Raw genomic sequence first — 25813 nt, 5'->3', positions numbered from 1 at the left:
TGGGCCTCGGCCGTTCGGGCTGCCCTGACCACTCCCGGCGTGGAGCGGGCCGAGGGCTTGCTCATGCTCAAGGCGGCGGTCGCCACCGTGCTGGCCTGGCAGCTGGCCGTGCACCTGCTCGACAGCCCCACACCCTTCTACGCACCGATGGCCGCCCTGCTCGTCGTCGACCGCACCATGGTCCGCTCGATCGGGGCCAGTGCCCGGCGCGTGGCCGCCGTCGTCCTCGGGATGAGCATCGCCTGGCTCGTCGGGTCGCTCGTCGGGGTGACGTGGTGGTCGATGGTGCCGGTGATGATGGCCGCGCTCCTCATCGCACGCTGGCCGCTCCTCGGGGACCACGGCATCCAGGTGCCGACCATGGCGCTGCTGTCCCTGCTCACGGTCAAGGGCACCGACACCGACTTCACCTACCTCACCATCGTCGAGACCGTGCTCGGCGGCATCGTCGGGGTTGCCGTCAACGCAGTCGTGCTCGCTCCCATGCACCTGGACGAGCGGCGTGACGCGCTGCGCGACCTGACCACACGGGTGCAGGACCTGCTCAAGGACATGGCGACGGGCCTGCGCGAGGGTTTCGACGCCGACCGGGCCCGCGGGTGGTACGACACCGCGACCGACCTCGGTGACCGGGTGCCCGAGGTGCTCAGCGTGGTGGAGACCGGGCGCGAGAGCACCCGGTTCAACTGGCGGCACCGCCTGCGCCCGGCGCGCATCGACTGGGACGGCTACACGCGCACGGTGGAAGCCGTGCGGCGGGCCCAGTGGCAGGTGGGCAGCATGGCGCGCACCCTCGTCGACGCCGCGGACGAGACGGCCCGGCATCCCGCACCGTCGGCGGGATGGCTCGACGACTACGCCGGGGTGCTCGACGAGATCGGTGACGCGATCTCCGACTTCGGGGTGTGGACCGAGCCGTCCCGCCACGCCGTGGAGCAGCACCTGCAACTCGCCCTGGAGACCCTCGACGACCTCAGCGAGCAGGTGCGGGTGACCCCCCTGGAGGATCCTCGAGCCTGGCCGACCTACGGCGCCCTCGTCCTCGAGGCGGAGCGCCTGGCGCGAGAGCTGCGCGAGAGCAACTCCGACGCATCCGTGCCCACCGACACCGGCCCGATCCGCACACCGCTCGCCGAGACGGTGCCCGCGGTGGCCCAGCTCCAGCAGCAGATCGAGCAGGTGCCCCTCGTGGGCGAGCACCTTCCCCGGATCATCGAGCAGGTGGCGGGGCGCCCCCCGCAGGCTCCCGGCCCGACGGCCCCACCCCCACCCCCAGTCCGGCCCGAGGCCCCAGCCCACGACGAGGGCCCATCACCCCGGTCGTGACGGCCACCCCGAGCAGCAGCAGCGCGCCACCCACGCTCTCCCACGCGTTGGGCACCTCGCCCTGCACGAGCCATGCCGTGGTGAGTCCGACGACCGGGACGAGCATGGTGAACGGCACCACGGCCGCTGCCGGGTGGTGCGCCAGGAGCGTGTTCCAGATGCCGTACCCGACGAGCGAGGCCAGCCACGCGGTGTAGAGCGTGGAGAGCACCGCGGGCACCGTCGGGTGGGTCAGGGCGTGCATCACGGCGTCGGGGCCGTCGATCGCGATCGAGAGGGCGAACAGCGGCAGCGGGACCACCGTGGCGGACCACACCGTGAGCGACAGTCCCGCAGCGAGCCCGCCGGACCGGGAGGCCGTGGGTGGCGTGTGTGCCGCGGCCCGCCGGGCGGCGACGTTGCCGATGGCCCACGACAGGGCGGCGGCGATGACGAGCAGCAGGCCCAGGGCGGGTGTCGCGGCCGACCGGCCGACGCCGACGACGACGAGCCCGAGGAGGCCGATGCCCACCCCGATCACCTGGGTCCGGCTCGGTCGCTCGTGCAGGACCAGCGCTGCGATGATCACGGTGGCGACGACCTGGGCCTGGAGCACCAGCGACGCGAGACCGGCCGGCATCCCGAGCGCCAGCCCGGTGTAGAGCAGGCCGAACTGGCCCAGGCTCATGAAGGCGCCGATCGTGACCACGTCGCGCCACGGCAGGGCGGGCCTCGGCACGAGGAAGATCGCCGGGATCAGCACGACGACGAAGCGGAACGCGACGAACAGCGTCGGGGGGATGTCGCCGACCCCTTCGTCGATGACGACGAAGTTGGCGCCCCAGATGATCGTGACGAGGACGGCGAGGGCGACATGACGGCGAGGCACCCGCTCATCCTGCCGGGGTGGACCATGAAGCACCAGCAACGAAAGTTGACGTCATATCGGTAGCATCGCTGCATGATCGATCTCGTGGCCGTGGAGTCGCTCGTGGCGGTGGAGCGCTGTGGCAGTGTCGTCGGTGCCGCGGACGAGCTGGGGTTCACCCCGTCCGCGGTCTCGCAACAGGTCAAACGCCTCGAACGCCAGGTCGGGGTGCCACTGCTCGATCGGGCCGGGCGTGGGGTGGTGCTCACCGCGGCTGGGCGACGCCTCGTCGAGGAGGGTCGCTCGCTGCGGGTGGCGGTCGAAGGGCTGCGCTCCCGGCTCCAGGGGGAGGGAGGGAGGCCCTCGGGGCTGCTGCGGCTCGCGGCCTTCTCCACGGCGGTGCGCGGCATCGTGCCCCCGATGCTCGACGCCCTGCGCGCCAGCGCTCCCGACCTTGACGTCGTGGTGCACGAGGTGGAACCGTGGGATGCCGTCGCCGAGGTCGCGGCGGGGCGCACCGACATGGCGGTGGTGCACCGCTGGGAGGGCATGCGCTTCCACGTGCCGCCGACGGTGCGCGGAGAACCGGTGCTCACCGACGTGGCCGACGTCCTCGTGCACGTCGACGACCCCCTCGCGTCGCGGCAGTCCGTGACGCCGGCCGACCTCATGACCCGTCCCTGGGTCTCCACCCCCGAGGGCACGATCTGCCACGAGTGGTTCAGCCACATGTTCGCGGCCACCCCGCAGGCACCGCGCGTGGGCTTTCGCTGCGTGGAGTTCGCCTCGCAGGTCGAGCTCGTGGCCCACGGCCTGGCGGTGGCCCTGGTGCCCCGACTGGGTCGGGGGCGCCTGCCCGCCACCGTCGTCGCGGTGCCGGTGCTCGACCCCGTGGCGACCAGGCGGGTCGACGTTCACTGGCGCGCGTCGATGGGGGAGTCGCCCGCCGTGGATGCCGTGCGTGCCGCCCTGCGCGAGGTGGCGGGACGCTCCTGAGAGAGTCAGCCCTCGAAGACCCGCAGGTAGAACGCCAGCTCGCGCTCGAGGGAGTCGATGATCGTCGACGTCTGGCGGAAGCCGTGCCCCTCGCCCTCGTAGACGACGAGCTCGACGTCCTTGCCGGCTGCCCTCATGGCATCGGCCATGAGCTGGGCCTGCGCCACCGGGACCACGAGGTCGTCGGCGCCCTGGAGCAGCAGCAGCTCCCCGTGCAGGTCCGCGACGTGGTGCACCGCCGCGAGGTCGCTGATCCCGAAGTAGCTCGCGCCTGCGGCGAAGACCGTGCTCGACGTCAGCGCCCGCAGCACGGTGTACCCGCCGGCGCTGCCGCCGCGGATGGCGACGCGGTCGCGGTCGATGCGACCGGCATCCGCGAGCGAGCGAACCCCGCAGACGACGTCGTCGATGTCGACGACACCCCACTGGCCCGTGAGCCGCTCCCGGTAGGCGCGCCCGTACGACGTGCCCCCGCCGTGGTTGACGTCGAGGACGAGAAGCGGCGGCAGCTCACCGTCGGGTGCGCTGACCTCGGCGGTGGTCGGCGGGTGGACGAACCCGTGCACGTCAAGGCCCGCGCTGTTGCTCCAGGTCCACGGTCGTGGGGTCGAGAGGTGGTCCCGGTCCGGTTCACGCTCGGATGCCGTCGCGAGCACCGTCGCGTCCAGCGCACTGTACGGCGTAGTCGCTCATGCCCAGCACCCACTGCGGTGCGGCGACGTCGGCGTCGACGGCGTGCACCGCTCGGGGGCCCGCCTCGTCGTCGCGGTGCAGGTTCCAGTACCCCGACTCGCCGCTGACGAACCAGAGCGTCCCGTCCGGGCCGAACTGCGGTTGCGCGACCGGGACGCCCTCGCCCCCGGCCACGATCCGCACGTCGACCAGGCCGTCGTCGGTCACCGTTGCGCGCAGCAGCGTCGTGGAGTCCCACGGCATGTTCGGGTGGTCCCACTGCACCCACGCCAGCTGCGTGCCGTCCGTCGAGACCGCCGGGCGTGAGACGAAGTCCGGGCCGGTGACGAGCACCTGCCCGAGGTCCTCGTTGGGGCCGTCCGGGCAGAGTCGGACCAGTTCGTTGACCGGTTCACCGCCGCCGCGGTGGTCCTCGCGCACCGCGAACACGGCGCTGCCGGTGAGGACGAGCCCGCCGTAGCGCACGGCCGCCTCGGGGGTGATCGGTTCGGGGCCGGTGCCCGGCTGGCTGGTGCCCGGCTGGCGGGGCCGGGTGCGCCGCGGCCGGCCGTCGGAGAAGGGTCGAGAACACCACGAGCCCGTCGCGCACCGCGTACGCACCGCCGCCGTACTCGTGCACGCGCGAGCGCACCGACCACGGTGCGCCGACGGCATCCTGGCGTTCTCCGGGAGGGCCAGGTGCCGTGGGGAAGGGCGCGCACGAGAGCACGGTACGCCGACCACGGATGCCGTTTCGCGGCATCCGCGCACCGCTCGATACGCTGGAGTGCGGTCCCGACGGGCCGCGCCCCCTTCCGCATCAGGAGTGCCACACCCATGTCTGCCCAGATCACCGTCCACGTCGCCGGCACCCAGCGATCGGTGGAGCAGGGCACGACTGCGGGTGATCTCTTCGAGGGCGACCGCTCGGTGCTCGTCGCCCGCGTCGACGGGAAGCTGCGCGACCTCGCGCACGTCCTCGTGGGTGGCGAGCACGTCGAGCCCGTCACGGCCGCCGAGCAGGACGGTCTCGACGTGCTGCGCCACTCGGCCGCCCACGTGCTCGCGCAGGCCGTGCAGGAGGTGCACCCCGACGCGCGCCTGGGCATCGGCCCGCCGATCCGCGACGGCTTCTACTACGACTTCGACGTCGCCACCCCGTTCACGCCCGAGGACCTCAAGGCCCTGGAGAAGGTGATGCAGCGCATCATCAACGAGGGCCAGACCTTCCACCGGCGTGAGACCTCCGACGAGGATGCCCTCGTCGAGCTCGCCGGCGAGCCCTACAAGTGCGAGCTCATCGGCCTCAAGGGCGGTGCCTCCGAGGAAGCGGCAGAGGGCGCCGCGGTCGAGGTGGGCGGTGCCCAGCTGACCATCTACGACAACCTGCGCCGGGACGGCAGCCGCGCCTGGGGCGACCTGTGCCGCGGCCCGCACGTGCCGTCGACCAAGGTGCTCGGCAACGCCTTCAAGCTCATGCGCAGCGCCGCCGCCTACTGGCGCGGCTCGGAGAAGAACCCGCAGCTCCAGCGCGTGTACGGCACGGCCTGGCCGACCAAGGCCGACATGGTGGCCTACCTCGACCGGCTCGCCGAGGCCGAGAAGCGCGACCACCGCAAGCTCGGGGCCGAGCTCGACCTGTTCAGCTTCCCCGACGAGCTCGGCTCCGGCATGGCCGTGTTCCACCCCAAGGGTGGGGTCATCAAGCGCGAGATGGAGGACTACGTCCGCCGCCGGCACATCGAGGAGGGCTTCGAGTACGTCGGGACCCCCCACATCAGCAAGGCCGGGCTCTTCCACACCTCCGGGCACCTGCCGTACTACGCCGACACGATGTTCCCGCCGATGGAGATGGAGCACGCGGAGTACCGCCTCAAGGCGATGAACTGCCCGATGCACAACCTCATCTTCCGGTCGCGCGGCCGCTCCTACCGCGAGCTGCCGCTGCGACTGTTCGAGTTCGGTTCGGTCTACCGCTTCGAGAAGTCCGGTGTCGTCCACGGCCTGACGCGGGTGCGCGCCATGACCCAGGACGACTCGCACTCCTACGTCACGCCTGAGCAGGCCCCAGCCGAGATCGAGCACCTGCTGCGCTTCGTCACCGGGCTGCTCAAGGACTTCGGCCTCGACGACTACTACTTCGAGATCTCGACGCGGGCCACCGAGGGCGAGAAGAAGGACAAGTTCATCGGGTCCGACGAGCAGTGGGACGCCGCCACGGGTGTGCTGCGCGACACCGCGGCGCAGTTCGGCGTCGAGCTCGTGGAGGACCCCGGTGGTGCGGCCTTCTACGGCCCGAAGATCAGCGTGCAGGCCCGGGACGCCATCGGGCGCACTTGGCAGATGTCGACGATCCAGTACGACTTCAACCAGCCCGAGCGGTTCGGCCTGGAGTACCAGGCGTCCGACGGGTCGCGCCAGCAGCCGGTCATGATCCACTCGGCGAAGTTCGGCTCCATCGAGCGGTTCATCGGGGTGCTCGTCGAGCACTACGCCGGGGCCTTCCCCGTGTGGCTGAGCCCGGTGCAGGTCCTCGGAGTGCCCGTGGCGGAGGAGTTCAACGACTACCTGTGGGACGTCCTGGCGCAGATGAAGGCCCAGGGCATCCGCGTCGAGCTCGACGAGAGCGACGACCGGTTCCCGAAGAAGATCCGCAACGCGAGCAAGGCCAAGGTGCCCTACGTGCTCATCGCGGGTGAGGAGGACCGCTCCGCGGGGGCGGTGTCCTTCCGCTACCGCGACGGGTCGCAGAAGAACGGGGTGCCGATCGCCGACGCCATTGCCGAGATCACGGCCGCGATCGCCGACCGGCGGCAGGTCTGAACCCCCCTCGTCACACCCGTCACGCGACACGCCGAGCGACACGCCGACCGCTGGATCGGGCCGTGATTTCCCCCCGAAACCCCTTGCGGGACGCTCGCGCTGAGGCGTAGAAATATCCCACTCCACCACGAAAGTGATCCGGAGGAACCGAGAGAAGAACGAACACCACTCGAGCGGCTTGCCGCACGAACTGACCCGGTGATGAGGGTCAGAGGTGAGCGGAGACCATCTCGTGCGACACGGAGCATCATGCCGAGTCACGAGGCCCCGGGAACTCATACTTCCCGGGGCCTCACCCTGTGTATCGGGTGAGCAACGCAGCCGCGTGGTCCATGCTGGGCACATGGACGGCGACGGCGCGCAGACCTCGGGGTGGCGGGTGCGCGAGGCGCGTCCAGTTGACGCCTTCGCCATCGCGGCCCTGCACATCCAGCACGAGCGCGAACTCGGGCACGCGGTGCCCGTCGGGTTCCTCGACGAGTTCGCCCAGGCCTGGCTGCGCGACACGGCCCGGCGCACCTGGCTGGCCGAGGACCGTCGAGGGCGGCCGCTGGGAGTCCTGCACGGCACCCGGGTGCAGCGACTGCCCAGTGCCCACCGCCCCGCCGACGCCTGGTTCCACGTCAGCCTGCTCTTCGTCAGCACCGACGCGCGCGGAGCCGGGATCGGCGAAGGGCTGCTCGACGCCATGCTCGAGTGGGCCGAGGCCGACGGGGTGACCCGCGTGCAGCTGCACGCCCTGCCGGGAGTGCGCACCGTCTACGAACGGTTCGGGTTCGGGCCACCGTCGCAGCGGCTGATGGAGCGCCAGATCACCCGGCGGGAGCGGTGATCCTCTACTCGGTCGGCGTGGCCGTCATCGACGCGGCGCTCGGCGTGCTGACCCGACGCGAGCACCACCACGTGGAGCGCATCCCGGCATCCGGTGCCGTCGTCGTCGTCTCCAACCACCTCTCCGTCTCCGACCCGCTGGTGCTCGCGAGCGCTCTGCGGCGGGCCGGCCGACAGGGCACCTTCCTCGTCATGGCCGAGGCGTTCGCGTGGCCCGGCGTCGGGTGGCTGCTGCGGCGAACCGGGCAGATCCCGGTCCGCCGCGACCGCGACCCGGCGGCGGCGCTCCAGCCGGCTCTCGACGCGCTCGGGCGGGGGTGGGCCGTGGCGATCTACCCCGAGGGCAAGATCACGACCGAGCCCGACTACCGGCCGATGAGCGAAGTGCGCACCGGGGCGGTGCGGCTGGCGCTCACGGCCGACTGCCCGATCGTCCCCGTCGCCCAGTGGGGGGCCCACCGCCTGCTCACCCGGGAGGGGACGTCGTCGCTCATCCGGCCGTTGCGCCGGCTCGGGCGGCTGCGCCCGGGACGGCTCTCGCGCCGCCCCACGGTGGTCGTCACGGTGGGGGAGGCGATCACCCCGGTGCAGCTGCGCGCCCGGGTCGCGGACCCCGAGGACCTGCGGGCCATGACGGCGGTGGTCATGGACGACCTGCGCGCCCTCCTCGCCGAGATCGCGGCCGAGGACCTGCCCGACCTGCGCGGCTAGGGTGCCGTCCATGAGCGAACCCACCCGCACGGCCGCACCCTCGCGCGGCATCCTCGTCACCGGAGCCTCTCGGGGCGTGGGGGCGGCGGTCGCCCGCGCGTTCGCCGAGCGTGGCGACCGGGTCGTCGTGCACCACCGGGGCCCGTCCTCGCTCGAGCGGGCGACGGCGGTGCTCGAGGGTCTGGCGGGCAGTGGTCACGTGCGGCTCGCAGCGGACCTCTCCGATCCGGATGCCGTGGCGCGCCTGGCGTCGGAGGCGGCCACCGCGCTGGGCCGGGTCGACGTGCTCGTCAACAACGCCGCCATGATCGTGCCTCCCGCCCCGGGTGTCGACGGGAGCCGACGGGGGGACCACCCGCTCGAGCTCACGTCCTACGAGGACTGGGTGCAGATCTGGCAGCGCACCCTCGCGACGAACCTGCTCGGCCCGGCGAACCTCACGTGGTGCGTGGCCCGGCAGATGATCGACGTGCCGCCGGCCGACGGGGTCCCGGTCGGGCGGGTCGTCAACGTCGGCTCGCGAGGGGCCTACCGGGGGGAGCCCGACATCCCGGCGTACGGCGCCAGCAAGGCCGGTCTGCACTCGTTCGGCCAGTCGATGGCGCAGCGACTGGCCCCCCACGGCATCGCGGTCACGAGCATCGCGCCCGGGTTCATCGAGACCGAGATGGCCGGCCCCGCGCTCGAGGGTGCGGCGGGGGAGGCCACCCGGGCGCAGAGCCCGTTCCACCGCGTCGCCACCCCGCAGGAGGTCGCGGCCGCCGTCGTGACCCTGGCGTCCCCCGGTGCCGAGTGGGCCTCGGGGGCCGTGCTCGACTTCAACGGCGCGAGCCACCTGCGGTAGTCCTGAGCTCCCCACACCGGGCGTTCGTTTCAGCGACGTTCGTCGATGTTCCGTCGGTGGCCGACGGCCACCACCAGGACGACCAGTACATCGTCTTGGACCTCGTAGACGATTCGGTAGTCACCGGTACGAACCCGCCATTCGCCCTCACCGCCGACCAGTTTCCTGGCTCCGCTCGGCCGCGGTGAATCGGCGAGCAGCTCGATGGCCGCCTGGACACGCCGTCTCGCGGGAAGGTCGAGAATGCGCAGTTGACGCAGTGCCCCCGGTGCGACCTCGACCCGGTACGTCATGACAGCCCGAGGTCTGCCTTGATCTGCTCCCACGGGATCGTCGCCTCACCGTCCGCGACCTCGGCACGGGCGGCCTTGGCGGCTTCGATGTCGGCCAGGTTCTCGGCGGCAGCGATCAGAGCCTCGAGATCGTCGGCGTCGATGACCGCTGCCACCCGACGCCCCCGACGGGTCAGGTACACCGGGTCGTGACCCACGCGCGCGGGCCGAACGTCCGACGCACCGCCTGTCTGCCACTGCGATCCCGGGGTGGCGTGCCGGCCGCGTCCGGGAGTACCGCCCTAGGATCAGACCATGCCATCAGCCGAGGATGCCGCAGACTTCGCGGGTGAGGGTGACGGCTTCGAACGGTTGTGGACTCCGCACCGGATGGTCTACATCGCGGGGGACCGACCCGACCCGTCACCGGGTGACGGCTGCCCCTTCTGTGCGGCACCGGGCAAGGACGACGCCGAGGGCCTGATCGTCCACCGCGGCGAGCTCTGCTACGTCGTGATGAACCTCTTCCCCTACAACCCCGGCCACGTGCTGATCTGCCCCTACCGCCACGTCCCCCTCTACGTCGACCTCACCGACGAGGAGACCGTGGAGTTCACCGCCCTGACCAAGGCGACGATCCGAGCCCTGGAGGCAGCCTCGGCGCCGATGGGCTTCAACGTCGGGATGAACCAGGGTGCCGTCGCCGGTGCCGGTGTGGCCGCCCACCTGCACCAACACGTCGTGCCGCGCTGGGGCGGCGATGCGAACTTCCTGCCGATCATCGCCCGCACCAAGGCGTTGCCAGCCCTGCTCGAGGACGTCCGCAGCCGCCTGGCGGAGCACTGGCCGGACCCGTGAGCGGCATCCGGCGCGCCCGGGCCGCCCGACGGCGTCAGCGTCGGATGGCCAAGGTCGAGCACGATCTCACCGACGAGCAGTGGTCGGCGCTGCAGGTGGCCTGGGCGGGCTGCGCCTACTGCGGAGCCACGGACCGGCCCCTGCAGCGTGACTGCGTGCTGCCGATCTCGCGCGGCGGGCGCTACACGGTGCGCAACGTCGTGCCGGCCTGCGGCCCGTGCAACGCGAGCAAGTGCAACGACGAGGTCACCGGGTGGCTGCGGCGCAAGCGACTCGACGAGCGGGCCTTCCTCACCCGCCTCGTCGAGATCGGCGCTGCGCTCGAGTGAAGGGCATTCAGGCGTGCCGGCCCCGCTCGCCGAGGTGCTGCGCGACGAGGCGCTCCGGCATCTCCTCGTACCCGCGGTGCTCACGGTGGAACGTGCCCGTGCCGTGGGCCAGGGAGCGCAGCGAGACGGCGTAGTCGAGCAGCTCGAGCTGGGGAACGGCCGCCTCGAGCACTGATCGGCCGGGCTGGTCGACGGCGGGAGCGGAGCCGAGGATCTGCCCGCGTCGGGTGCTGATGTCGGTCATGACCGCGCCCAGGTGCTCGTCGTCGACGCTCACGCTCACCGTGTCGATCGGCTCGAGCAGGGTCATCGTCGACGGGGAGGCCAGCTGGCGCAGCGCGAGCCCGGCCGCCGTCTGGAAGGCCATGTCGGAGGAGTCGACCGAGTGCGCCTTCCCGTCGGTCAGGGTGACTCGCACGTCGACGACCGGCCAGCCGGCGAGCAGTCCCTTCTCGAGCTGGGTGTGGACGCCCTTCTCCACGCTGCCGAAGAACTGGCGAGGGACGGCGCCACCGACGACGACCTCGGCGAACTCGATCCCTGACCCGCGGGGCAGCGGCTCCATGACGAGGTGGCAGACCGCGAACTGACCGTGGCCACCCGACTGCTTGACGTGCCGCCCGAGACCCTCGGCTCTGGCCGTTGCGGTCTCCTTTAGCGCGACCTGCACCGGCACCTGGTCGACGCTGACGTTGAAGCGCGTTCGCAGTCGAGCCAGGACAAGGCCGAGATGGGCCGGGCCGGTGGTCCACAACACCACCTGGCCGGTCGCGGAGTCGTGCTCGATCCGCAGCGACGGGTCCTCCGCCGCGAGCTCACGGAACGCTCCCGGCATCCGGTCCTCGTCAGCGCGTGAGGACGGCGCGACGGCGGCGGGCAGCAGCGCCTCGGGCAGGGCCCACGGGGTCACGAGCAGCGGCTGGTCGGGGGAGGAGAGCGTGTCCGAGGTCTGGGCGCTGCCGAGCTTGGTGACGACGACGATCTCTCCGGCGATCGCCTCGGTCTTGGGCAGCAGCTCGTCGTCCAGGGGAGCGGCGAGGGCTCCGGGGCGCACGTCGTCGTCGTGCGGCGCGTGACCTTCCCCGGTCGGTACCCCGAGCCGCTCGAGGTGGCCCGAGACGTGCACCGGCCGGTCACCTCGCAACGTGCCGGAGAAAACCCGCACGAGGGAGCGGTGCCCGACGTAGGCATCGGACTCGGTGTGCACCACCTCGGCGACGAGCGGGCCGTCGGGGTCGGCCGTGAGCTCGACCTCCGGACCGCCGGCGACGGGCGTGACGGTCGGCAACGGGTGCAGTGCCGGGTGGGGGAACGCGGCCTCGATGAGGTGCAGGAGCACGCCAACACCGGCCCCGGTCTCGGCCGAGAGTGGGAGCACCGGGTGGAAGGTGCCGTGCGCGATCGCGGTGAGCAGGTCCTTCTCCAGGGTCGCGAAGTCGAGGTCCTCGCCCTCGAGGTAGCGGTCCATGAGGGTGCCGTCCTCGGACTCCTCGATGATCCCCTCGATGAGGGAGGGGCGGAAGGTGTCGAAGACCTCTGCGTGCTCGGGGCCGGCACGGCGCACCGTGCGCTCACCCGCGGAGTAGTCGTGGATCTCGCCGAGCAGGAGGTCGGCGATGGAGGTCACCGCGCCGGCCTCCCCGGCCACCGGGATGCCGAGCGGCTGGATGCCGGCCCCGAAGTGCGCCTGGCAGTCCGCGAGCGTGGCCGTGAAGTCGGCATCGCGGGCGTCGAGCGCCGTGATGGCGACCGCCCGCGGCATCCCGACGAGTGCGCACTCGTGCCACAGGGCCCGGCTCGCGGCATCCGCACCGTCCGCGGCCGAGACGACGAAGAGGGCGGCATCAGCCGCCCTCAGCCCTGCCCGCACCTCCCCGACGAAGTCGGGGTTGCCCGGGGCGTCGAGCAGGGTCACCACCACCGATCCCGTGGAGATGGTCGCCGCCCGCAGGCCCGTCGTCGGGTTCCCGTCATCACCGCCGTCACCTCGTGGTGCGCGTGCGGGCACGGCCGCACCGACGATGTGGTCGAACAGTCTGGACTTTCCCGACCCGCTCGGCCCGACGAGGACGACGTTGCGGATGCTCGTCGTGGCGGTGACGGTCGGGGCCTTGGTCGCGGTGCCGTTCATGCCTCCTACATTTCTCCTCTGTGCGTCGTCACACAAGCCAGACGCGTGCGGTGTGACCAGAGACGCGTCGGCGCGCGGTTACGCTGGGTGCACCATGCTGAACCGTTACGCGCGCGCCTTCTTCACCAAGCTGCTGAGCCCCGTGGCCGCGGTCCTCGTCCGTCTCGGCATCAGCCCCGACGTCGTGACGGTCATCGGCACCCTGGGGGTGTGCTTCGGGGCGCTGGCGTTCTACCCCCGCGGCGAGCTGCTCGTCGGCACCCTCGTCATCACCTTCTTCGTCTTCTCCGACACCCTCGACGGGATCATGGCGCGCTCGACCGGACGCTCTGGCAACTGGGGCGCCTACCTCGACTCCACGCTCGACCGGGTCGGCGATGCTGCCATCTTCGGGGGCCTGGTGCTCTACTTCGCAGGAGCCGGGCGCCAGGAGGGCGAACTCTCGCCCGTCATGGCGGGGCTCGCGCTGGCCTGCCTCATCCTCGGCAGCGTCGTCTCGTACGCCAAGGCGCGCGCCGAAGGGCTGGGGATGACGGCGAACGTCGGCATCGCCGAGCGGGCCGACCGCCTCGTGGTCGTCCTCATCGCCACCGGGTTCACCGGGCTGCTCGACCTGCCGTGGATCTACCTCGGCGTGGTCCTCGCGCTGCTGGCGGTGGCCAGTCTCATCACCGTGGTCCAACGGATGCTCGAGGTGCGCCGACAGGCCCTGGCTCTGTGAGGCTGTTCTCGGCGTCGGCCGCCGACCGACTCACTCTCGCCGGGCACCAGCTGGGCTGGCGGGCAGTGCGTCGGATGCCGGAACGCCGCGCCTACGCGCTGTTCGACCGGGTCGCCGACGTCGCCGTCGCCCGCGGCGGTGCCGCCCGGATGCGGTCGAACTACGCCCGGGTGCGCCCCGAGCTCGATGACGCTGCCCTCGACGCGCTCGTGCGAGACGGCATGCGCCGGTACCTGCGGTACTACTGCGAGGCCTTTCGCCTCCAGGACCTCGGGGTCGGGGACCTCGCGGCTCGGGTGCGGGTCGAGGGTGACGGGCCGGTGCGCGAGGTGATCGACGCGGGTGGGTCGGTCGTGGCCTTCCTCGGGCACCTGGGCAACTGGGACCTCGCCGGGGCCTGGGCGACGTCGCACCTCGGGGCCGTCACCACGGTGGCCGAGCGCCTGAAGCCCGAGGAGGTCTTCGAGGAGTTCCTGGCCTTCCGGGAGTCCCTGGGCATGACGATCATCCCGCTCACCGGTGGGGTCAACCCGTTCCCGGCGTTGCGCGAGGCGTCGAAGCGACCCGGGATCATCCCCCTGCTGGCGGACCGCGACCTGACCGACCGTGGTGTCGAGGTCGACCTGTGTGGTCACCGGGCCCGGATGGCGCCCGGCGCGGCCGCCCTGGCCCTGGCCGAGCGCCGGCCGCTGTACCCCGTGACGATCCGCCACGAGCGCCGGGGGAGCGGGTGGGGCATCGTCATCACCTTCCATCCGCAGGTCCCCGTGCCCGAGAGCGGCACGACGCGGGAGCGGGCCACGGCGATGACGCAGTCCTGCGCCGACGCGCTCGGGGCCGTCATCACGCAGCACACGAGTGACTGGCACATGATGCAGCGCGTCTTCGTCGACGACCTCGACCCTGCGCGGCTGCGGCCCGCGCACGGTGCCGCATGAGGATCGGCATGGTCTGCCCCTACGCGTGGGACGTGCCCGGTGGGGTGCAGTACCACGTGCGTGACATCGCCGAGCACTTCATCCGCCAGGGGCACGAGGTGTGGGTGCTGGCACCCGCGGAGAACGACGCCGACCTGCCCGACTACGTGACGTCGGTCGGGCGTCCCGTCCCCGTGCGCTACAACGGGTCGGTGGCCCGGGTCACCCTCGGCCCCGCCACCTCCACCCGGGTCAGCCGCTGGCTCGAGGCCGGGAACTTCGACGTGCTCCACCTGCACGAACCCCTGAACCCCTCGGTGTCCCTCGTGGCCCTGTGGGCCTCGACCGAACCGGTCGTCGCGACGTTCCACTCCGCGATGATCCGCTCTCGGGCCCTGCACGCGGCGCACCCGCTGCTGCGGCCCTCGCTGGAGAAGATCCGCGGGCGGATCGCCGTCTCCGAGGACGCCCTCGGCACCGTGCAGCGACACCTCGGCGGGATGGCCTTCATCATCCCCAACGGGGTGCACGTGGACTCGTTCGCGCTGGCGCCGGTGCGCCCGCAGTGGGCCGGAACTCCCGAGGCGCCCACGCTCGCGTTCCTCGGACGGGTCGACGAACCCCGCAAGGGCTTGGCGATCGCCCTCCAGGCGATGCCGGACCTGCTGGAGGTGCACCCCGGCATCCGCCTGCTCGTCGCCGGGCCCGGGGACGCCTCCGACCTGCTCAAGGACGCCGACCCGAGGGCGGCTGCGGCGACGGTGATGCTCGGCATGGTCTCCGACGACGACAAGGCCTCGCTGCTGAGGTCGGTCGACGCGTACGTCGCCCCGCACCTCGGCGGTGAGAGCTTTGGCATCGTCCTGGTCGAGGCGATGGCCGCGGGGGCACCGGTCGTGGCGTCCGACCTGCCCGCGTTCGCGGCCGTCCTCGACATCGGGACGCCGACGGGCGGTGACGCCAACGGCATCCTCTTCCAGACCGGGTCCCCGCAGGGTCTCGCGCAGGCAATGCTGCCGCTGCTCGCTGACCCGGCCCGGCGCGAGGCGCTGCGGGTCGCCGGGCGCGCCAGGTCGAGGGTCTTCGACTGGGACGTCGTCGCCGCGAAGGTCATGGCCGTCTACGAGACGGTGATCGCCGGCGCCGACGCCGAACCCGAGGAACCCGCACCGCAGGGGCTCTGGGGCCGGCTCGTGCGTGGCGTCCCGGGAGGCGGCAACTGATGAACGACACCCTGCAGATCGCGACCTTCGTCGTCATCGTCCTGCTCGTCGCGGCCTGGTACCTGTCGTACTCCGCCGCCCGGCTCGACCGGCTGCACGCCAAGGTCGAAGGGGCGATGTCCGCGCTCGACGCCCAGCTGATCCGGCGGGCCGAGGCCGCCCTCGAGCTCGCCAACAGCGGGGTGCTCGACCCGGCCAGTGCCCTGCTCATCGCGGATGCGGCGACCGAATCGCTCGAGCGCACCACCGAGCAACCCGTGACCGACGACCTGCTCGACGGCCAGCACTTCGGGGGCCGCGAGCACGTCGAGAGCGACCTCACGGCGGCGCTGGCGGCAGCGCTCCCGGGCGAGGTGGTGGCCGAGCTGCGGGCCGCCGGTGACGAGTTCGTCATCAGCGAGCTCGACCGGGTCGCGGCCAGCGTGCTGCGGGTCCAGCTGGCTCGCCGCTTCCACAACGACGCCGTGCGCGACGTGCGCCGCGTGCGGGCCAAGCGCACCGTTCGCTGGTTCGGGCTGGCCGGGCACGCCGCCCTTCCCGAGCTCGTCGAGTTCGAGGACCACGTCCCGCTGGCCCTACCTGTCTGAGGCCGGGCTGAGGGCGCCCGGACGGCGGTTCGAGCACCCTCGCGGCGGACCTACACTTGGCGCCATGAGTGAGCAGCAGAGCGCCCCCGGCACCGGCACCACCCGCGTCAAGCGCGGCATGGCCGAGATGCTCAAGGGTGGCGTCATCATGGACGTCGTCAACGCCGAGCAGGCCAAGATCGCCGAGGATGCCGGTGCGGTCGCCGTCATGGCCCTCGAGCGGGTGCCCGCCGACATCAGGGCCCAGGGCGGCGTGTCGCGGATGAGCGACCCCGACATGATCGACGGCATCATCGAGGCCGTCTCGATCCCCGTCATGGCCAAGGCCCGCATCGGCCACTTCGTCGAGGCGCAGGTGCTCCAGAGCCTCGGGGTCGACTACATCGACGAGTCCGAGGTGCTGACCCCGGCCGACTACGCCAACCACATCGACAAGTGGGCCTTCACGGTTCCCTTCGTCTGCGGCGCGACCAACCTGGGCGAGGCACTGCGCCGGATCACCGAGGGTGCGGCGATGATCCGCTCCAAGGGTGAGGCCGGCACCGGCGACGTCTCGAACGCGACGACGCACATGCGCCAGATCCGCCAGGAGATCCGCCGCCTCCAGAACCTGCCCGAGGACGAGCTCTACGTCGCGGCCAAGGAGCTCCAGGCCCCGTACGAGCTCGTCACGGAGGTTGCCGCCGCGGGCAAGCTGCCCGTCGTGCTCTTCACCGCCGGTGGCATCGCCACCCCGGCCGACGCCGCGATGATGATGCAGCTCGGCGCCGAGGGTGTCTTCGTCGGCTCGGGCATCTTCAAGTCGGGCAACCCGGCCCAGCGCGCCGAGGCGATCGTCAAGGCGACGACGTTCTTCGACGACCCCGACGTCATTGCCAAGGTCTCGCGTGGTCTGGGTGAGGCCATGGTCGGCATCAACGTCGACGAGATCCCGCAGCCGCACCGCCTCGCCGAGCGCGGCTGGTAGTCGCTCGGACTTCGCTGGACAAACCCGAGGTTCGCAGGGGAAGGCTTCCCCTGCGAACCTCGGGTTTTCCCGGCGCAGTCCACGCTCGTGCCTGCACCGGTGGGCCCGCGGGCCGGGTTCAGGTGACGGTGGCGCGGGTGGTGAACTGCTCGCGCTCGAACGCCCGGCCCTCGATGACCGCGCGCAGGTGCTCCGCGGCCGCGAGCACGTCGCCGTGGGTGAGGTAGAGCGGCGCGAACCCCAGGCGCACGATGTCGCTCTCGCGGAAGTCGCCGACGACGCCGCGCGCGATGAGCGCCTGCACGACGGCATACGCCTGTGGATGCCGCACGCTCACCTGGGAGCCGCGACGCGCGTCCTCGCGCGGGGTCGCCACGTCCAGCTCGGGCACGAGCACGTCGAGGCACTCGAGGAAGAACCCGGTCAGGGACAGCGAGCGCTCACGGGCAGCTGCCGGGTCGACGCCGTCGTAGGCCTTGAGCGCCGCCTCGAGCGCGAGCATCCCCATGAGCGGCGGGGTGCCGACCCTGGCGCGGGTGATGCCGGGTGCGGGCACGAAGTGGGGGGCCATCGCGAAGGGGGTGGCGTGGCCGTTCCAGCCCGACAGCGGCTGGTCGAAGTCGTCCTGGTGGCGGTGCGCGACGTAGATGAACGCCGGCGCCCCCGGGCCGCCGTTGAGGTACTTGTACCCGCAGCCGACGGCCAGGTCGGCGCCGTGCTCGTCGAGGCCGACGTCGAGCACCCCGGCGGAGTGGCACAGGTCCCAGCAGGCCAGGGCGCCGACCTCGTGGGCAGCCCGGGTGATCTCGGCGAGGTCCCAGAGCTCGCCGGTCCGGTAGTCCACCGACGAGTAGGAGGCCAGCACCAGGTCGTCGCCGACCTGCGCGATCCGGGCCACGGCATCCGCGGGGGAGACCCGCTCGACGACCAGCCCGGCATCGCGCGCCGCGGCATCCGTGACGTAGAGGTCGGTGGGGAAGGAGTCGGGGTCGGTGAGCACGACCCGGCGGCCCGGGCGCATCCGCGCGGCCGCGACCACGGCCTTGTAGAGGTTCACCGAGGTCGAGTCGGTGCAGACGACCTGGCCGGGTGCCGCCCCGATGAGCGCGCCGATGGCGTCGCCGACGCGGGCAGGCGCCTGCCACCAGCCCGCGTCGTTCCAGCTCGCGATGAGGTCGTTGCCCCACTGGCGGTGCACGACGTCGGCCACCGCCTCGGCGACACCCTGCGGCAGGGCCCCCAACGAGTTGCCGTCGAGGTAGATCACCCCGGCGGGAAGGCGGAACCGGCCACGAAAGTCGGTGGCGGCGTGCAGGACGTCGAGCTCGCGGGCTCGTTCGGTCAGCGCTGACGTCATGACCTGACCGTATCGGCCCCACGCCGGGGCACCCCGACTGTCGGCCACCGCAACCCCGGACGCCCGACCGGGCGCGCCGGGCGAGCACGTACGCTCATCGGTCGTGACCGGCATCCCCCTCATCGGCGTCCTCGCAGTGCAAGGCGACGTGCGCGAGCACGTCGTGGCCCTGGCCACCAGCGGTGCCCGCACCATGACGGTCCGACGGCCCGAGGAGGTCGCGCAGGTCGACGCTCTCGTCATCCCCGGTGGGGAGTCGACGACGATGGACAAGCTCGTGCGCGCCTTCGACCTCCAGGCGCCGCTGCGGGAACGGATCGCGGCGGGGATGCCGGTGTACGGGTCGTGCGCGGGGATGATCATGCTCGCGGACCGCATCGCCGACGCCCGGCCCGACCAGCAGACCCTCGGCGGGCTGGACATCACCGTGCGACGCAACGCCTTCGGGCGCCAGGTCGACTCCTTCGAGGAGGACCTGCACATCCGCGAGCTCGGCGGCGAGCCGGTGCGCGCCGTGTTCATCCGGGCGCCCTGGGTGGAGGACGCGGGGGAGTCGGTGAAGGTGCTGGCCCGGGTCGAGCACGGACCGGCCGCAGGTAGGATCGTCGCCGCGCGGCAGGGTGACCTGCTCGTCACCTCGTTCCACCCGGAGGTGACCGGTGACCACCGCGTCCACCAGTTCTTCGTCGACATCGTTCGGCAGCACACCGCCACGGCGCACGGGGCCACCACGGGCCCTGCCGCGCCAGACCAGAGGGAGCGTTCATGAGCGGCCACTCCAAGTGGGCGACCACCAAGCACAAGAAGGCGGCGATCGACGCCAAGCGCGGCAAGCTGTTCGCCAAGCTGATCAAGAACATCGAGGTCGCGGCGCGCACCGGTGGCGGCGACCCCACCGGCAACCCCACGCTCTACGACGCGATCCAGAAGGCCAAGAAGTCCTCGGTCCCCAACACCAACATCGACAACGCGGTCAAGCGCGGGTCGGGCGCCACCGCGGGTGGGGCCAACTGGGAGACCATCACCTACGAGGGCTACGCCCCCGGCGGTGTCGCCGTGCTCATCGAGTGCCTCACCGACAACCGCAACCGGGCCGCCGCCGAGGTGCGCACCGCCCTGACCCGCAACGGCGGCCAGCTCGCCGACCCGGGCTCGGTCAGCTACGTGTTCGACCGCAAGGGGGTCGTCATCGTGCCCAAGGGGGAGAAGACCGAGGACGACATCCTCGAGATCGTCCTCGAGGCCGGGGCCGACGAGGTCAACGACCTGGGGGAGTCCTTCGAGGTCATCTCCGAGGCCAGCGACTTCGTTGCCGTGCGCACGGCGCTGCAGGAAGCCGGGGTCGACTACGACTCGGCCGAGGCGTCGTGGGTGCCGAACCTCCAGGTGCCGCTCGACCTCGACGGGGCCAAGAAGATGATCCGCGTCATCGAGGCCCTCGAGGACTCCGACGACGTCCAGGACGTCTTCGCCAACGGTGACATCCCGGACGACGTGCTCGCCCAGCTCGACGAGGAGTGAGGCGCAAGGCGCGCCCCGGGTGACCTCCTGGTCGATCTGGGCACGGTGGGGGCAGGCTGCGCGTGTTGCTGCACATCCCGCGGGCGTTGCCTGTGTAGCGTGTCGTCCCGAACAGGTGTTCTAAACCGCTGCCCATCGTCGAAGGGACCCCGCTCGTGCGCGTGCTCGGAGTCGACCCCGGCCTGACCCGCTGCGGTCTCGGCGTCGTCGACGGTCGCCCCGGCAAGGCCGCGATGGTCGCCGTCGGTGTCGTGCGCACCCCGAGCGACGGCGACCCGGGGGAGCGTCTGGTCTACCTCGAGCGTCAGCTCGAGAGCTGGCTGGCCCGCTACGAGCCCGACGTCATGGCGGTCGAGCGGGTCTTCGCCGACACCAACATCACCACCGTGATGACCACGGCCCACGCCACCGCGGTCGCGCTGCTCACGGCGACCAAGCGCGGCATCCCCGTCGTCTTCCACACCCCGACCGAGGTCAAGGCCGCCGTCACCGGCTCGGGCCGTGCCGACAAGGCGCAGGTCACGGCGATGGTCACCCGCATCCTCGGCCTCGAGGTCGCGCCCCGCCCCGCGGATGCCGCCGACGCGCTGGCCCTGGCGATCTGCCAGGCGTGGCGCGGTGCCCAGCTCGCCCGCCTCGACGCCCTCGCGGCGGCGCAGGGGCGGCGATGATCGCCTCGGTGCGCGGTGAGGTCACCCACGTCGGTCTCGACCACGTCGTCGTCGAGGTGGGTGGTGTCGGCATGTTCGTCCACACCACCCCCACGACGGCATCCGGATGCCGTCGCGGCAGCGAGGTCTCCCTCGCGACCACCCTGGTCGTGCGCGAGGACTCGCTCACGCTCTTCGGTTTCGCCTCGCCCGCAGAGCGCGACATGTTCGTCACCGTGCAGACCGTCTCCGGGGTCGGGCCCCGCCTCGCGCTGGCGATGCTGTCGGTCATGGGCCCGAGCGAGCTGGCCGCGGCCCTGGCCAGCGGCGACAGCAAGGCCCTGACGTCCATCCCCGGCATCGGCGTGAAGTCGGCCCAGCGGCTCGTTCTCGAGCTGCGCGACAAGGTCGGCGCCATCCCGGGTGCGGCGCCGGCCGCAGGCCCGGGCTCGCCAACGACCCGTCCCGGTGAGGAGCCGTGGCGGGCACCGGTCACCGAGGCCCTCGTCGGGCTGGGCTGGTCGGCCAAGCAGTCATCGGATGCCGTGGAGCGCGTTGCCGTGTCCGCGCCGGCCGACGCCGACATCGCCGCCTACCTGCGGCTGGCCCTGCGCGAGCTGCGGCCGTGAGCGGCGGGGCGCGCGAGCGCGGCTTCGCCAGCGAGGTCGTCGAGGCGGACGGGTCCTACGAGGCCACGGCCCGCGTCGTGGACCCCGGGCGCTCCGAGGACGACCGGGTCGTCGAGGCGGCGCTGCGACCCCGTCGCCTCGCCGAGTTCCCGGGTCAGCCCCGCGTGCGTGACCAGCTCGGGCTGGTGCTCGAGGCGGCCCGCCGGCGCGGCCGTCCACCGGACCACGTCCTGCTCTCCGGCCCGCCCGGGTTGGGAAAGACCACCTTGGCGATGATCGTCGCGGCCGAGCTCGAGAAGCCCCTGCGGCTCACGAGCGGCCCGGCCATCCAGCACGCCGGTGACCTGGCGGCGGTGCTCTCCTCGCTGGACGAGGGGGAAGTGCTCTTCCTCGACGAGATCCACCGGATGAGCCGGTCCGCCGAGGAGATGCTCTACCTCGCGATGGAGGACTTCCGGGTCGACGTCATCGTCGGCAAGGGGCCCGGAGCCACCGCGATCCCTCTCGAGCTGCCGCCGTTCACCGTCGTCGGCGCCACCACCCGCTCGGGGCTGCTGCCGGCGCCGCTGCGTGACCGGTTCGGGTTCACCGCCCACCTCGACTACTACGACGTCGCCGACCTCGTCCAGATCCTGCACCGCTCGGCCGGCCTGCTCGGGGTCGAGGCCGACGAGGACGGCATCCGGGAGATCGCCGGGCGCTCCCGCGGGACGCCGCGCATCGCCAACCGCCTGCTGCGCCGGGTGCGGGACTGGGCGCAGGTGCACGGCGAGGGCCACGTCGACCTCGCGGCCGCGCAGGTCGCCCTGGCGCTGTTCGACGTCGACGCCGTCGGCCTGGACCGGCTCGACCGCGCCGTGCTCGAGGCGCTGTGCCGCCGCTTCGGCGGCGGGCCGGTCGGCCTGTCGACCCTGGCCGTGGCCGTGGGCGAGGAGGCCGACACCGTCGAGACCGTCGCGGAGCCCTACCTCGTGCGCGAGGGATACATCGTGCGCACACCGCGCGGGCGGGCGGCGTCCCCGCGGGCCTGGACCCACCTGGGCATCACCGCGCCACGCAGCGCGCCCCTGCAGGACCTGCTGCCCGTGGACGGCGACAGCGACGACACGGCGCCCGGCCGGTTCGGCGGCTGACCCCCGCCGACCTGCCGCTCGCCGAACGAGGCGCGCCGCACGGGCGCTGACGTTGGAACGGGTGGAACCCGTCACCTACACTCGGGCGTTGGCCCGGGTGCGCCCCTGCCGCATCCTCGCCTGCCACGAGCGGGCACCCTGACCACTAAGGACCGATCTCACCCATGGACTCCGGCTTCGGCTACGTCGTCATCCTGCTGCTCCCGTTCCTGCTGCTGGTGTTCATGATGTTCACCCAGCGCAAGCGGGCCCAGCAGATCCAGGCCCTCCAGGCCGCGCTGGTCGTCGGCGACGAGGTCGTCACGACCTCCGGCCTGTACGGAACGGTCGTCGCGCTCGACGATCGCGTCGTCACGCTCGACACCGGCAACGGCGTCACGGTGCGCTACGACCGCCGGGCCATCGGTTCGCACGCCTCCGAGGTCGCCTGACCATGTCGTCGAAGTCCCAGCGCTCCTCCGCGCGCCGAGCCCTGCTCGCCCTCACCGTCCTCTCGCTCGCCCTCGCGGGGCTGCTCGCCGGTGCGATGCACTGGTCGGACGCCCAGGCCACCCCCAAGCTGGGGCTGGACCTCAAGGGCGGGACGCAGATCATCCTCGAGCCCAAGACCGTCGAGGGCCAGACCGTCACGGCCGAGCAACTCAACCAGGCTCGCAACATCATCGTCCAGCGTGTCGACGCCGGTGGTGTCTCCGGTGCCGAGGTGACGACGCAGGGTGACCGCAACATCGTCGTGAGCATCCCCGAGATCCCGACGCAGGAGGTGCGCGACGCGATCAGCAAGTCCTCCCAGCTGCAGTTCCGTCCCGTCCTCGCGATCGCCGCGGGTAGCCCGCAGCCGCAGCCGACGGCGTCCCCGAGCGGTACGGCATCCCCCGAGCCCAGCGCCTCACCGAGCGGCACGGCGTCGCCCGCACCGTCCGGGGCACCGGCCGCGAGCCCGTCGCCGACCCCGACCGTGGCGAGCAGCGCCTCACCGACGAACAACAGCTCGGTCCCCGAGGCGCTCATGGCGCCGACCCCGTCCCCGAGCGCGTCGGCCAGCCCGTCGCCGACGCCCAGCCCGACGGCATCCACCGCGACCCCGACCAGCCCGACCGACCTCGCGTGGATCACCCCCGAGGTGAGCGCCCAGTTCGAGCTGCTCAACTGTGCTGACCCCGAGGCCCTGGACAACCTCGTCGACGACCCGGCCAAGCCGCTCGTCACGTGCCAGGACGACGGCAGCGTGAAGTACATCCTCGGCCCGGTCGCCGTCGCCGGTGACAAGATCAGCGACGCCACCTCGGGGTACCGCACCAACCAGCAGGGCGTCGTCACCAACGAGGTCGAGATCGCCCTGACCCTCACGAGCGAGGGCGCCGAGCAGTACGCCGACATCAGCCGTGCCATGGTCGCCCTGCCCGAGCCGCAGAACCAGCTGGCAGCGACCTTGGACTCCCGGGTGATCGTCGCGCCTCGCTTCAACGAGGCCATCCTCGACGGCCGCGCCAGCATCACCGGTGGCTTCACCCTGGCCGAGGCCCGATCCCTGTCCGACCAGCTGAAGTTCGGTGCGCTGCCGCTGTCGTTCGTCGAGCAGACGAGCATCGACATCAGCCCCACGCTCGGCAGCGAGCAGCTGCGCTACGGGTTCATCGCCGGCTTCATCGGCCTGTTCCTCGTGTTCGTGTACTCCATGCTCCAGTACCGCGTGCTGGGTCTGGTCACGGTGGCCTCGATCCTCGTCGCCGGCCTGCTCACCTACCTCGCCATCACGATCCTCGGGTGGTCGCACAACTACCGCCTCGACATGGCCGGCGTGACCGGCCTCATCGTCGCCATCGGGTTCACCGCCGACTCGTTCATCGTCTACTTCGAGCGCATCCGAGACGAGCTGCGCGACGGGCGCTCCCTCGCCGCCGCCGTCGAGACCGGGTGGAACCGCGCCAAGCGCACCATCCTCATCGCCGACGGCGTGAACTTCCTCGCGGCCGCGGTGCTCTACGCCCTCGCCAGCTCGAGCGTTCGCGGCTTCGCGTTCACCCTGGGCCTGACCACGCTCATCGACCTCCTGGTCGTCTTCTGGTTCACCCACCCGGTGGTCTCGCTGCTGGCCCGGCGCCCGTTCTTCCGTGACGGTCACGCCTGGTCCGGTCTGGATCCCCGTCGCCTCACCCTGAGCTCGGCCAAGCCCCGGTATGCCGGTCGCGGCCGATTCACGCACCCCACTCCTGCCGCGGCAGGCACCGAAGGAGGTGTGGCATGAGTTCGCGCTTCGCCACGCTCGGCAACGACCTCTACACCGGCGAGAAGTCGGTTCCCGTCGTCGCCCAGCGGCGCCGGTTCTACATCGCCTCAGCCGTCGTCATGCTCATCGCCGTCCTCGGGCTGGTGTTCCAGGGCCTGAACCTCGGTCTCGAGTTCCGCGGTGGTTCGGAGTTCCGGGTGGCGACGACCTCGCTGCCCTCCACGTACGAGGACATCGCCCGTCAGGCCATCGGTGCCAGTGAGGGCCAGCGTGACGTCAACGTCACCGTCGTCGGCAACAACACCGTGCGGGTGCAGACCGAGCGCCTGAACGACACCGACAGCCAGGCCGTCCGTCAGGACCTCGCCGAGGCCTTCGAGGTGGCGACCTCCGAGGTCAGTGGCACCTTCATCGGCCCCTCCTGGGGTGCATCGGTCAGTCAACAGGCCCTGCGCGCGCTGGTGATCTTCCTGGCGCTGGTGGCTGTCGTCATGAGCATCTACTTCCGCAACTGGAAGATGGCCGCGGCCGCGCTCGTCGCCGTGGTCCACGACATGATCATCACCGTCGGGATCTACGCCCTGGTCGGGTTCGAGGTGTCGCCTGCGACGATGATCGGCTTCCTCACCGTGCTCGGCTACAGCCTCTACGACACGGTGGTGGTGTTCGACAAGGTGCGCGAGAACACCACGGAAGCCTTCGCCAACGGCCGTATGTCCTTTGCCGAGGCCGCCAACCTGGCCGTCAACCAGACGATGGTCCGCTCGATCAACACCACGATCATCGGTGTGCTGCCCGTCGCCGCCGTGCTCGCGGTCGGCGCCATCTGGCTCGGGCCAGGCGTGCTGCTCGACCTCTCGCTCGTGCTCTTCGTCGGCATCATCGTCGGCGCCTACTCCTCGATCTTCATCGCCACGCCCCTGCTCGTGTCGCTGCGGCGCAACGAGCCGGCCGTCATCGAGCTGGCCAAGCGTGCCAGCCGGTACCAGGCTCGGCAGGCCAGGGACGTGGCCGCGGCCGAGGCCGCGCAGGCGTCCGGCGAGGATGACGGCGACGCCGGGGACTCACGGGTCGCGGTGTCCGCGGGCAGCGGCGCGCGTGCCACGGCATCCGGCGACGCATCGACCCTGTCCGGCCGGGCCGTGCACAAGTACGCCCAGTCCGGTCCGCGCAACCAGCCGCGGCGCCCGCCGAAGTCCAAGCGCTGAGCACCGTGGACCGGCGTCAGCTCCCGGCTG

The 25813-nt window shown here is 71.8% G+C and carries 28 protein-coding genes; 21 read left to right on the top strand and 7 right to left on the bottom strand.

The window, feature by feature from the left end; all coding sequences use genetic code 11:
* The first annotated feature begins 39 nt into the window (after positions 1–39).
* Positions 40–1326 (top strand): FUSC family protein, encoded by a 1287-nt coding sequence (locus C8E84_RS03345; protein ID WP_159899474.1) that lies wholly within the window; start codon positions 40–42, stop codon positions 1324–1326.
* On the opposite strand, the gene C8E84_RS03340 is transcribed toward C8E84_RS03345, so the two are convergent.
* A complete protein-coding gene (locus C8E84_RS03340) occupies positions 1211–2194 on the bottom strand; it encodes an EamA family transporter (protein WP_159899472.1) in 984 nt (327 codons plus the stop codon). The genes C8E84_RS03345 and C8E84_RS03340 overlap by 116 nt on opposite strands.
* A gap of 72 nt (positions 2195–2266) precedes the next feature.
* On the opposite strand from C8E84_RS03340, the gene C8E84_RS03335 reads away from it, so the two are divergent.
* Entirely contained in the window at positions 2267–3169 is a 903-nt protein-coding gene (locus C8E84_RS03335; protein WP_159899470.1) for a LysR family transcriptional regulator, read from the top strand.
* Positions 3170–3174: 5 nt separating this feature from the next.
* On the opposite strand, the gene C8E84_RS03330 is transcribed toward C8E84_RS03335, so the two are convergent.
* Together C8E84_RS03330 and C8E84_RS03325 are read right to left on the bottom strand one after the other, a co-directional pair.
* Complete coding sequence (locus C8E84_RS03330; protein WP_159899468.1) at positions 3175–3825, bottom strand: prolyl oligopeptidase family serine peptidase; 651 nt, start codon at positions 3823–3825, stop codon at positions 3175–3177.
* Positions 3800–4462, bottom strand: a complete 663-nt coding sequence (locus C8E84_RS03325; protein WP_159899466.1) for a hypothetical protein — start codon at positions 4460–4462, stop codon at positions 3800–3802. The genes C8E84_RS03330 and C8E84_RS03325 overlap by 26 nt, the downstream gene beginning before the upstream one ends.
* A 216-nt stretch (positions 4463–4678) precedes the next feature.
* Here C8E84_RS03325 and thrS point away from each other — a divergent pair, with 216 nt between their 5' ends.
* The 4 genes from thrS (at position 4679) to C8E84_RS03305 (ending at position 9050) form a co-directional block, all read left to right on the top strand.
* A complete protein-coding gene (gene thrS, locus C8E84_RS03320) occupies positions 4679–6664 on the top strand; it encodes a threonine--tRNA ligase (RefSeq protein ID WP_159899464.1) in 1986 nt (661 codons plus the stop codon).
* 343 nt (positions 6665–7007) lie between these two features.
* Positions 7008–7496: a GNAT family N-acetyltransferase gene (locus C8E84_RS03315; protein WP_159899462.1), complete on the top strand. Its 489-nt coding sequence runs from the start codon at positions 7008–7010 to the stop codon at positions 7494–7496.
* Complete coding sequence (locus C8E84_RS03310) at positions 7493–8206, top strand: lysophospholipid acyltransferase family protein (protein ID WP_159899460.1); 714 nt, start codon at positions 7493–7495, stop codon at positions 8204–8206. The genes C8E84_RS03315 and C8E84_RS03310 overlap by 4 nt, the downstream gene beginning before the upstream one ends.
* Positions 8207–8216: 10 nt before the next feature.
* Complete coding sequence (locus tag C8E84_RS03305; RefSeq protein WP_159899458.1) at positions 8217–9050, top strand: SDR family NAD(P)-dependent oxidoreductase; 834 nt, start codon at positions 8217–8219, stop codon at positions 9048–9050.
* A 29-nt stretch (positions 9051–9079) separates the two neighbouring features.
* On the opposite strand, the gene C8E84_RS03300 is transcribed toward C8E84_RS03305, so the two are convergent.
* The gene (locus tag C8E84_RS03300) at positions 9080–9343 is read right to left on the bottom strand and encodes a type II toxin-antitoxin system RelE family toxin (protein ID WP_159899456.1); all 264 of its coding nucleotides are present in this window, start codon (positions 9341–9343) and stop codon (positions 9080–9082) included.
* Positions 9340–9540, bottom strand: coding sequence for a type II toxin-antitoxin system Phd/YefM family antitoxin (locus tag C8E84_RS03295; protein WP_159899454.1), 201 nt, complete (start codon positions 9538–9540; stop codon positions 9340–9342). Before C8E84_RS03295 ends, C8E84_RS03300 begins: the two co-directional genes overlap by 4 nt.
* Before the next feature lie 97 nt (positions 9541–9637).
* Between C8E84_RS03295 and C8E84_RS03290 the strand changes: the two genes are divergently transcribed.
* Positions 9638–10180 (top strand): HIT family protein, encoded by a 543-nt coding sequence (locus tag C8E84_RS03290; protein WP_159899452.1) that lies wholly within the window; start codon positions 9638–9640, stop codon positions 10178–10180.
* Positions 10177–10509 (top strand): HNH endonuclease, encoded by a 333-nt coding sequence (locus C8E84_RS03285; RefSeq protein WP_425495944.1) that lies wholly within the window; start codon positions 10177–10179, stop codon positions 10507–10509. The genes C8E84_RS03290 and C8E84_RS03285 overlap by 4 nt, the downstream gene beginning before the upstream one ends.
* 7 nt (positions 10510–10516) lie before the next feature.
* On the opposite strand, the gene C8E84_RS03280 is transcribed toward C8E84_RS03285, so the two are convergent.
* Positions 10517–12640 carry an elongation factor G-like protein EF-G2 gene (locus C8E84_RS03280; protein ID WP_159899450.1) on the bottom strand — a complete coding sequence of 708 codons (2124 nt, stop codon included), beginning with the start codon at positions 12638–12640 and terminating at the stop codon, positions 10517–10519.
* A gap of 94 nt (positions 12641–12734) precedes the next feature.
* Here C8E84_RS03280 and pgsA point away from each other — a divergent pair, with 94 nt between their 5' ends.
* The 5 genes from pgsA to pdxS all read left to right on the top strand — a co-directional run bounded on the left by pgsA (position 12735) and on the right by pdxS (position 17055).
* Positions 12735–13361, top strand: a complete 627-nt coding sequence (pgsA, locus tag C8E84_RS03275; protein ID WP_159899448.1) for a phosphatidylinositol phosphate synthase — start codon at positions 12735–12737, stop codon at positions 13359–13361.
* Positions 13358–14299 (top strand): phosphatidylinositol mannoside acyltransferase, encoded by a 942-nt coding sequence (locus C8E84_RS03270; RefSeq protein WP_246196750.1) that lies wholly within the window; start codon positions 13358–13360, stop codon positions 14297–14299. Before pgsA ends, C8E84_RS03270 begins: the two co-directional genes overlap by 4 nt.
* Positions 14296–15501 (top strand): glycosyltransferase family 4 protein, encoded by a 1206-nt coding sequence (locus C8E84_RS03265; RefSeq protein WP_159899446.1) that lies wholly within the window; start codon positions 14296–14298, stop codon positions 15499–15501. The genes C8E84_RS03270 and C8E84_RS03265 overlap by 4 nt, the downstream gene beginning before the upstream one ends.
* Positions 15501–16088 (top strand): hypothetical protein, encoded by a 588-nt coding sequence (locus C8E84_RS03260; RefSeq protein WP_159899444.1) that lies wholly within the window; start codon positions 15501–15503, stop codon positions 16086–16088. The genes C8E84_RS03265 and C8E84_RS03260 overlap by 1 nt, the downstream gene beginning before the upstream one ends.
* Positions 16089–16152: 64 nt before the next feature.
* Positions 16153–17055 (top strand): pyridoxal 5'-phosphate synthase lyase subunit PdxS, encoded by a 903-nt coding sequence (gene pdxS / locus C8E84_RS03255; protein ID WP_159899442.1) that lies wholly within the window; start codon positions 16153–16155, stop codon positions 17053–17055.
* A 118-nt stretch (positions 17056–17173) separates the two neighbouring features.
* On the opposite strand, the gene kynU is transcribed toward pdxS, so the two are convergent.
* Complete coding sequence (gene kynU, locus C8E84_RS03250) at positions 17174–18412, bottom strand: kynureninase (RefSeq protein ID WP_159899440.1); 1239 nt, start codon at positions 18410–18412, stop codon at positions 17174–17176.
* 103 nt (positions 18413–18515) lie between these two features.
* On the opposite strand from kynU, the gene pdxT reads away from it, so the two are divergent.
* The 8 genes from pdxT to secF all read left to right on the top strand — a co-directional run bounded on the left by pdxT (position 18516) and on the right by secF (position 25783).
* A complete protein-coding gene (gene pdxT / locus C8E84_RS03245) occupies positions 18516–19181 on the top strand; it encodes a pyridoxal 5'-phosphate synthase glutaminase subunit PdxT (RefSeq protein ID WP_281348899.1) in 666 nt (221 codons plus the stop codon).
* On the top strand, positions 19178–19933 hold the full coding sequence (locus C8E84_RS03240; protein ID WP_159899438.1) for a YebC/PmpR family DNA-binding transcriptional regulator: 756 nt from the start codon (positions 19178–19180) through the stop codon (positions 19931–19933). Before pdxT ends, C8E84_RS03240 begins: the two co-directional genes overlap by 4 nt.
* Before the next feature lie 155 nt (positions 19934–20088).
* Positions 20089–20604, top strand: a complete 516-nt coding sequence (ruvC, locus tag C8E84_RS03235; RefSeq protein WP_159899436.1) for a crossover junction endodeoxyribonuclease RuvC — start codon at positions 20089–20091, stop codon at positions 20602–20604.
* Positions 20601–21212: a Holliday junction branch migration protein RuvA gene (gene ruvA, locus C8E84_RS03230; RefSeq protein ID WP_159899434.1), complete on the top strand. Its 612-nt coding sequence runs from the start codon at positions 20601–20603 to the stop codon at positions 21210–21212. The genes ruvC and ruvA overlap by 4 nt, the downstream gene beginning before the upstream one ends.
* Positions 21209–22345: a Holliday junction branch migration DNA helicase RuvB gene (gene ruvB, locus C8E84_RS03225; protein ID WP_159899432.1), complete on the top strand. Its 1137-nt coding sequence runs from the start codon at positions 21209–21211 to the stop codon at positions 22343–22345. The genes ruvA and ruvB overlap by 4 nt, the downstream gene beginning before the upstream one ends.
* 164 nt (positions 22346–22509) lie before the next feature.
* Positions 22510–22776: a preprotein translocase subunit YajC gene (yajC, locus tag C8E84_RS03220; RefSeq protein ID WP_159899430.1), complete on the top strand. Its 267-nt coding sequence runs from the start codon at positions 22510–22512 to the stop codon at positions 22774–22776.
* Positions 22777–22778: 2 nt separating this feature from the next.
* Positions 22779–24593 carry a protein translocase subunit SecD gene (gene secD, locus C8E84_RS03215; protein WP_159899428.1) on the top strand — a complete coding sequence of 605 codons (1815 nt, stop codon included), beginning with the start codon at positions 22779–22781 and terminating at the stop codon, positions 24591–24593.
* Complete coding sequence (gene secF, locus C8E84_RS17750) at positions 24590–25783, top strand: protein translocase subunit SecF (protein WP_211675370.1); 1194 nt, start codon at positions 24590–24592, stop codon at positions 25781–25783. Before secD ends, secF begins: the two co-directional genes overlap by 4 nt.
* Positions 25784–25813: the final 30 nt, after the last annotated feature.

Origin of the sequence: Ornithinibacter aureus (assembly GCF_009858245.1) — a bacterium.
Classification (GTDB): domain Bacteria; phylum Actinomycetota; class Actinomycetes; order Actinomycetales; family Dermatophilaceae; genus Fodinibacter; species Fodinibacter aureus.
This window is presented reverse-complemented; position numbering and strand designations above follow the sequence as displayed.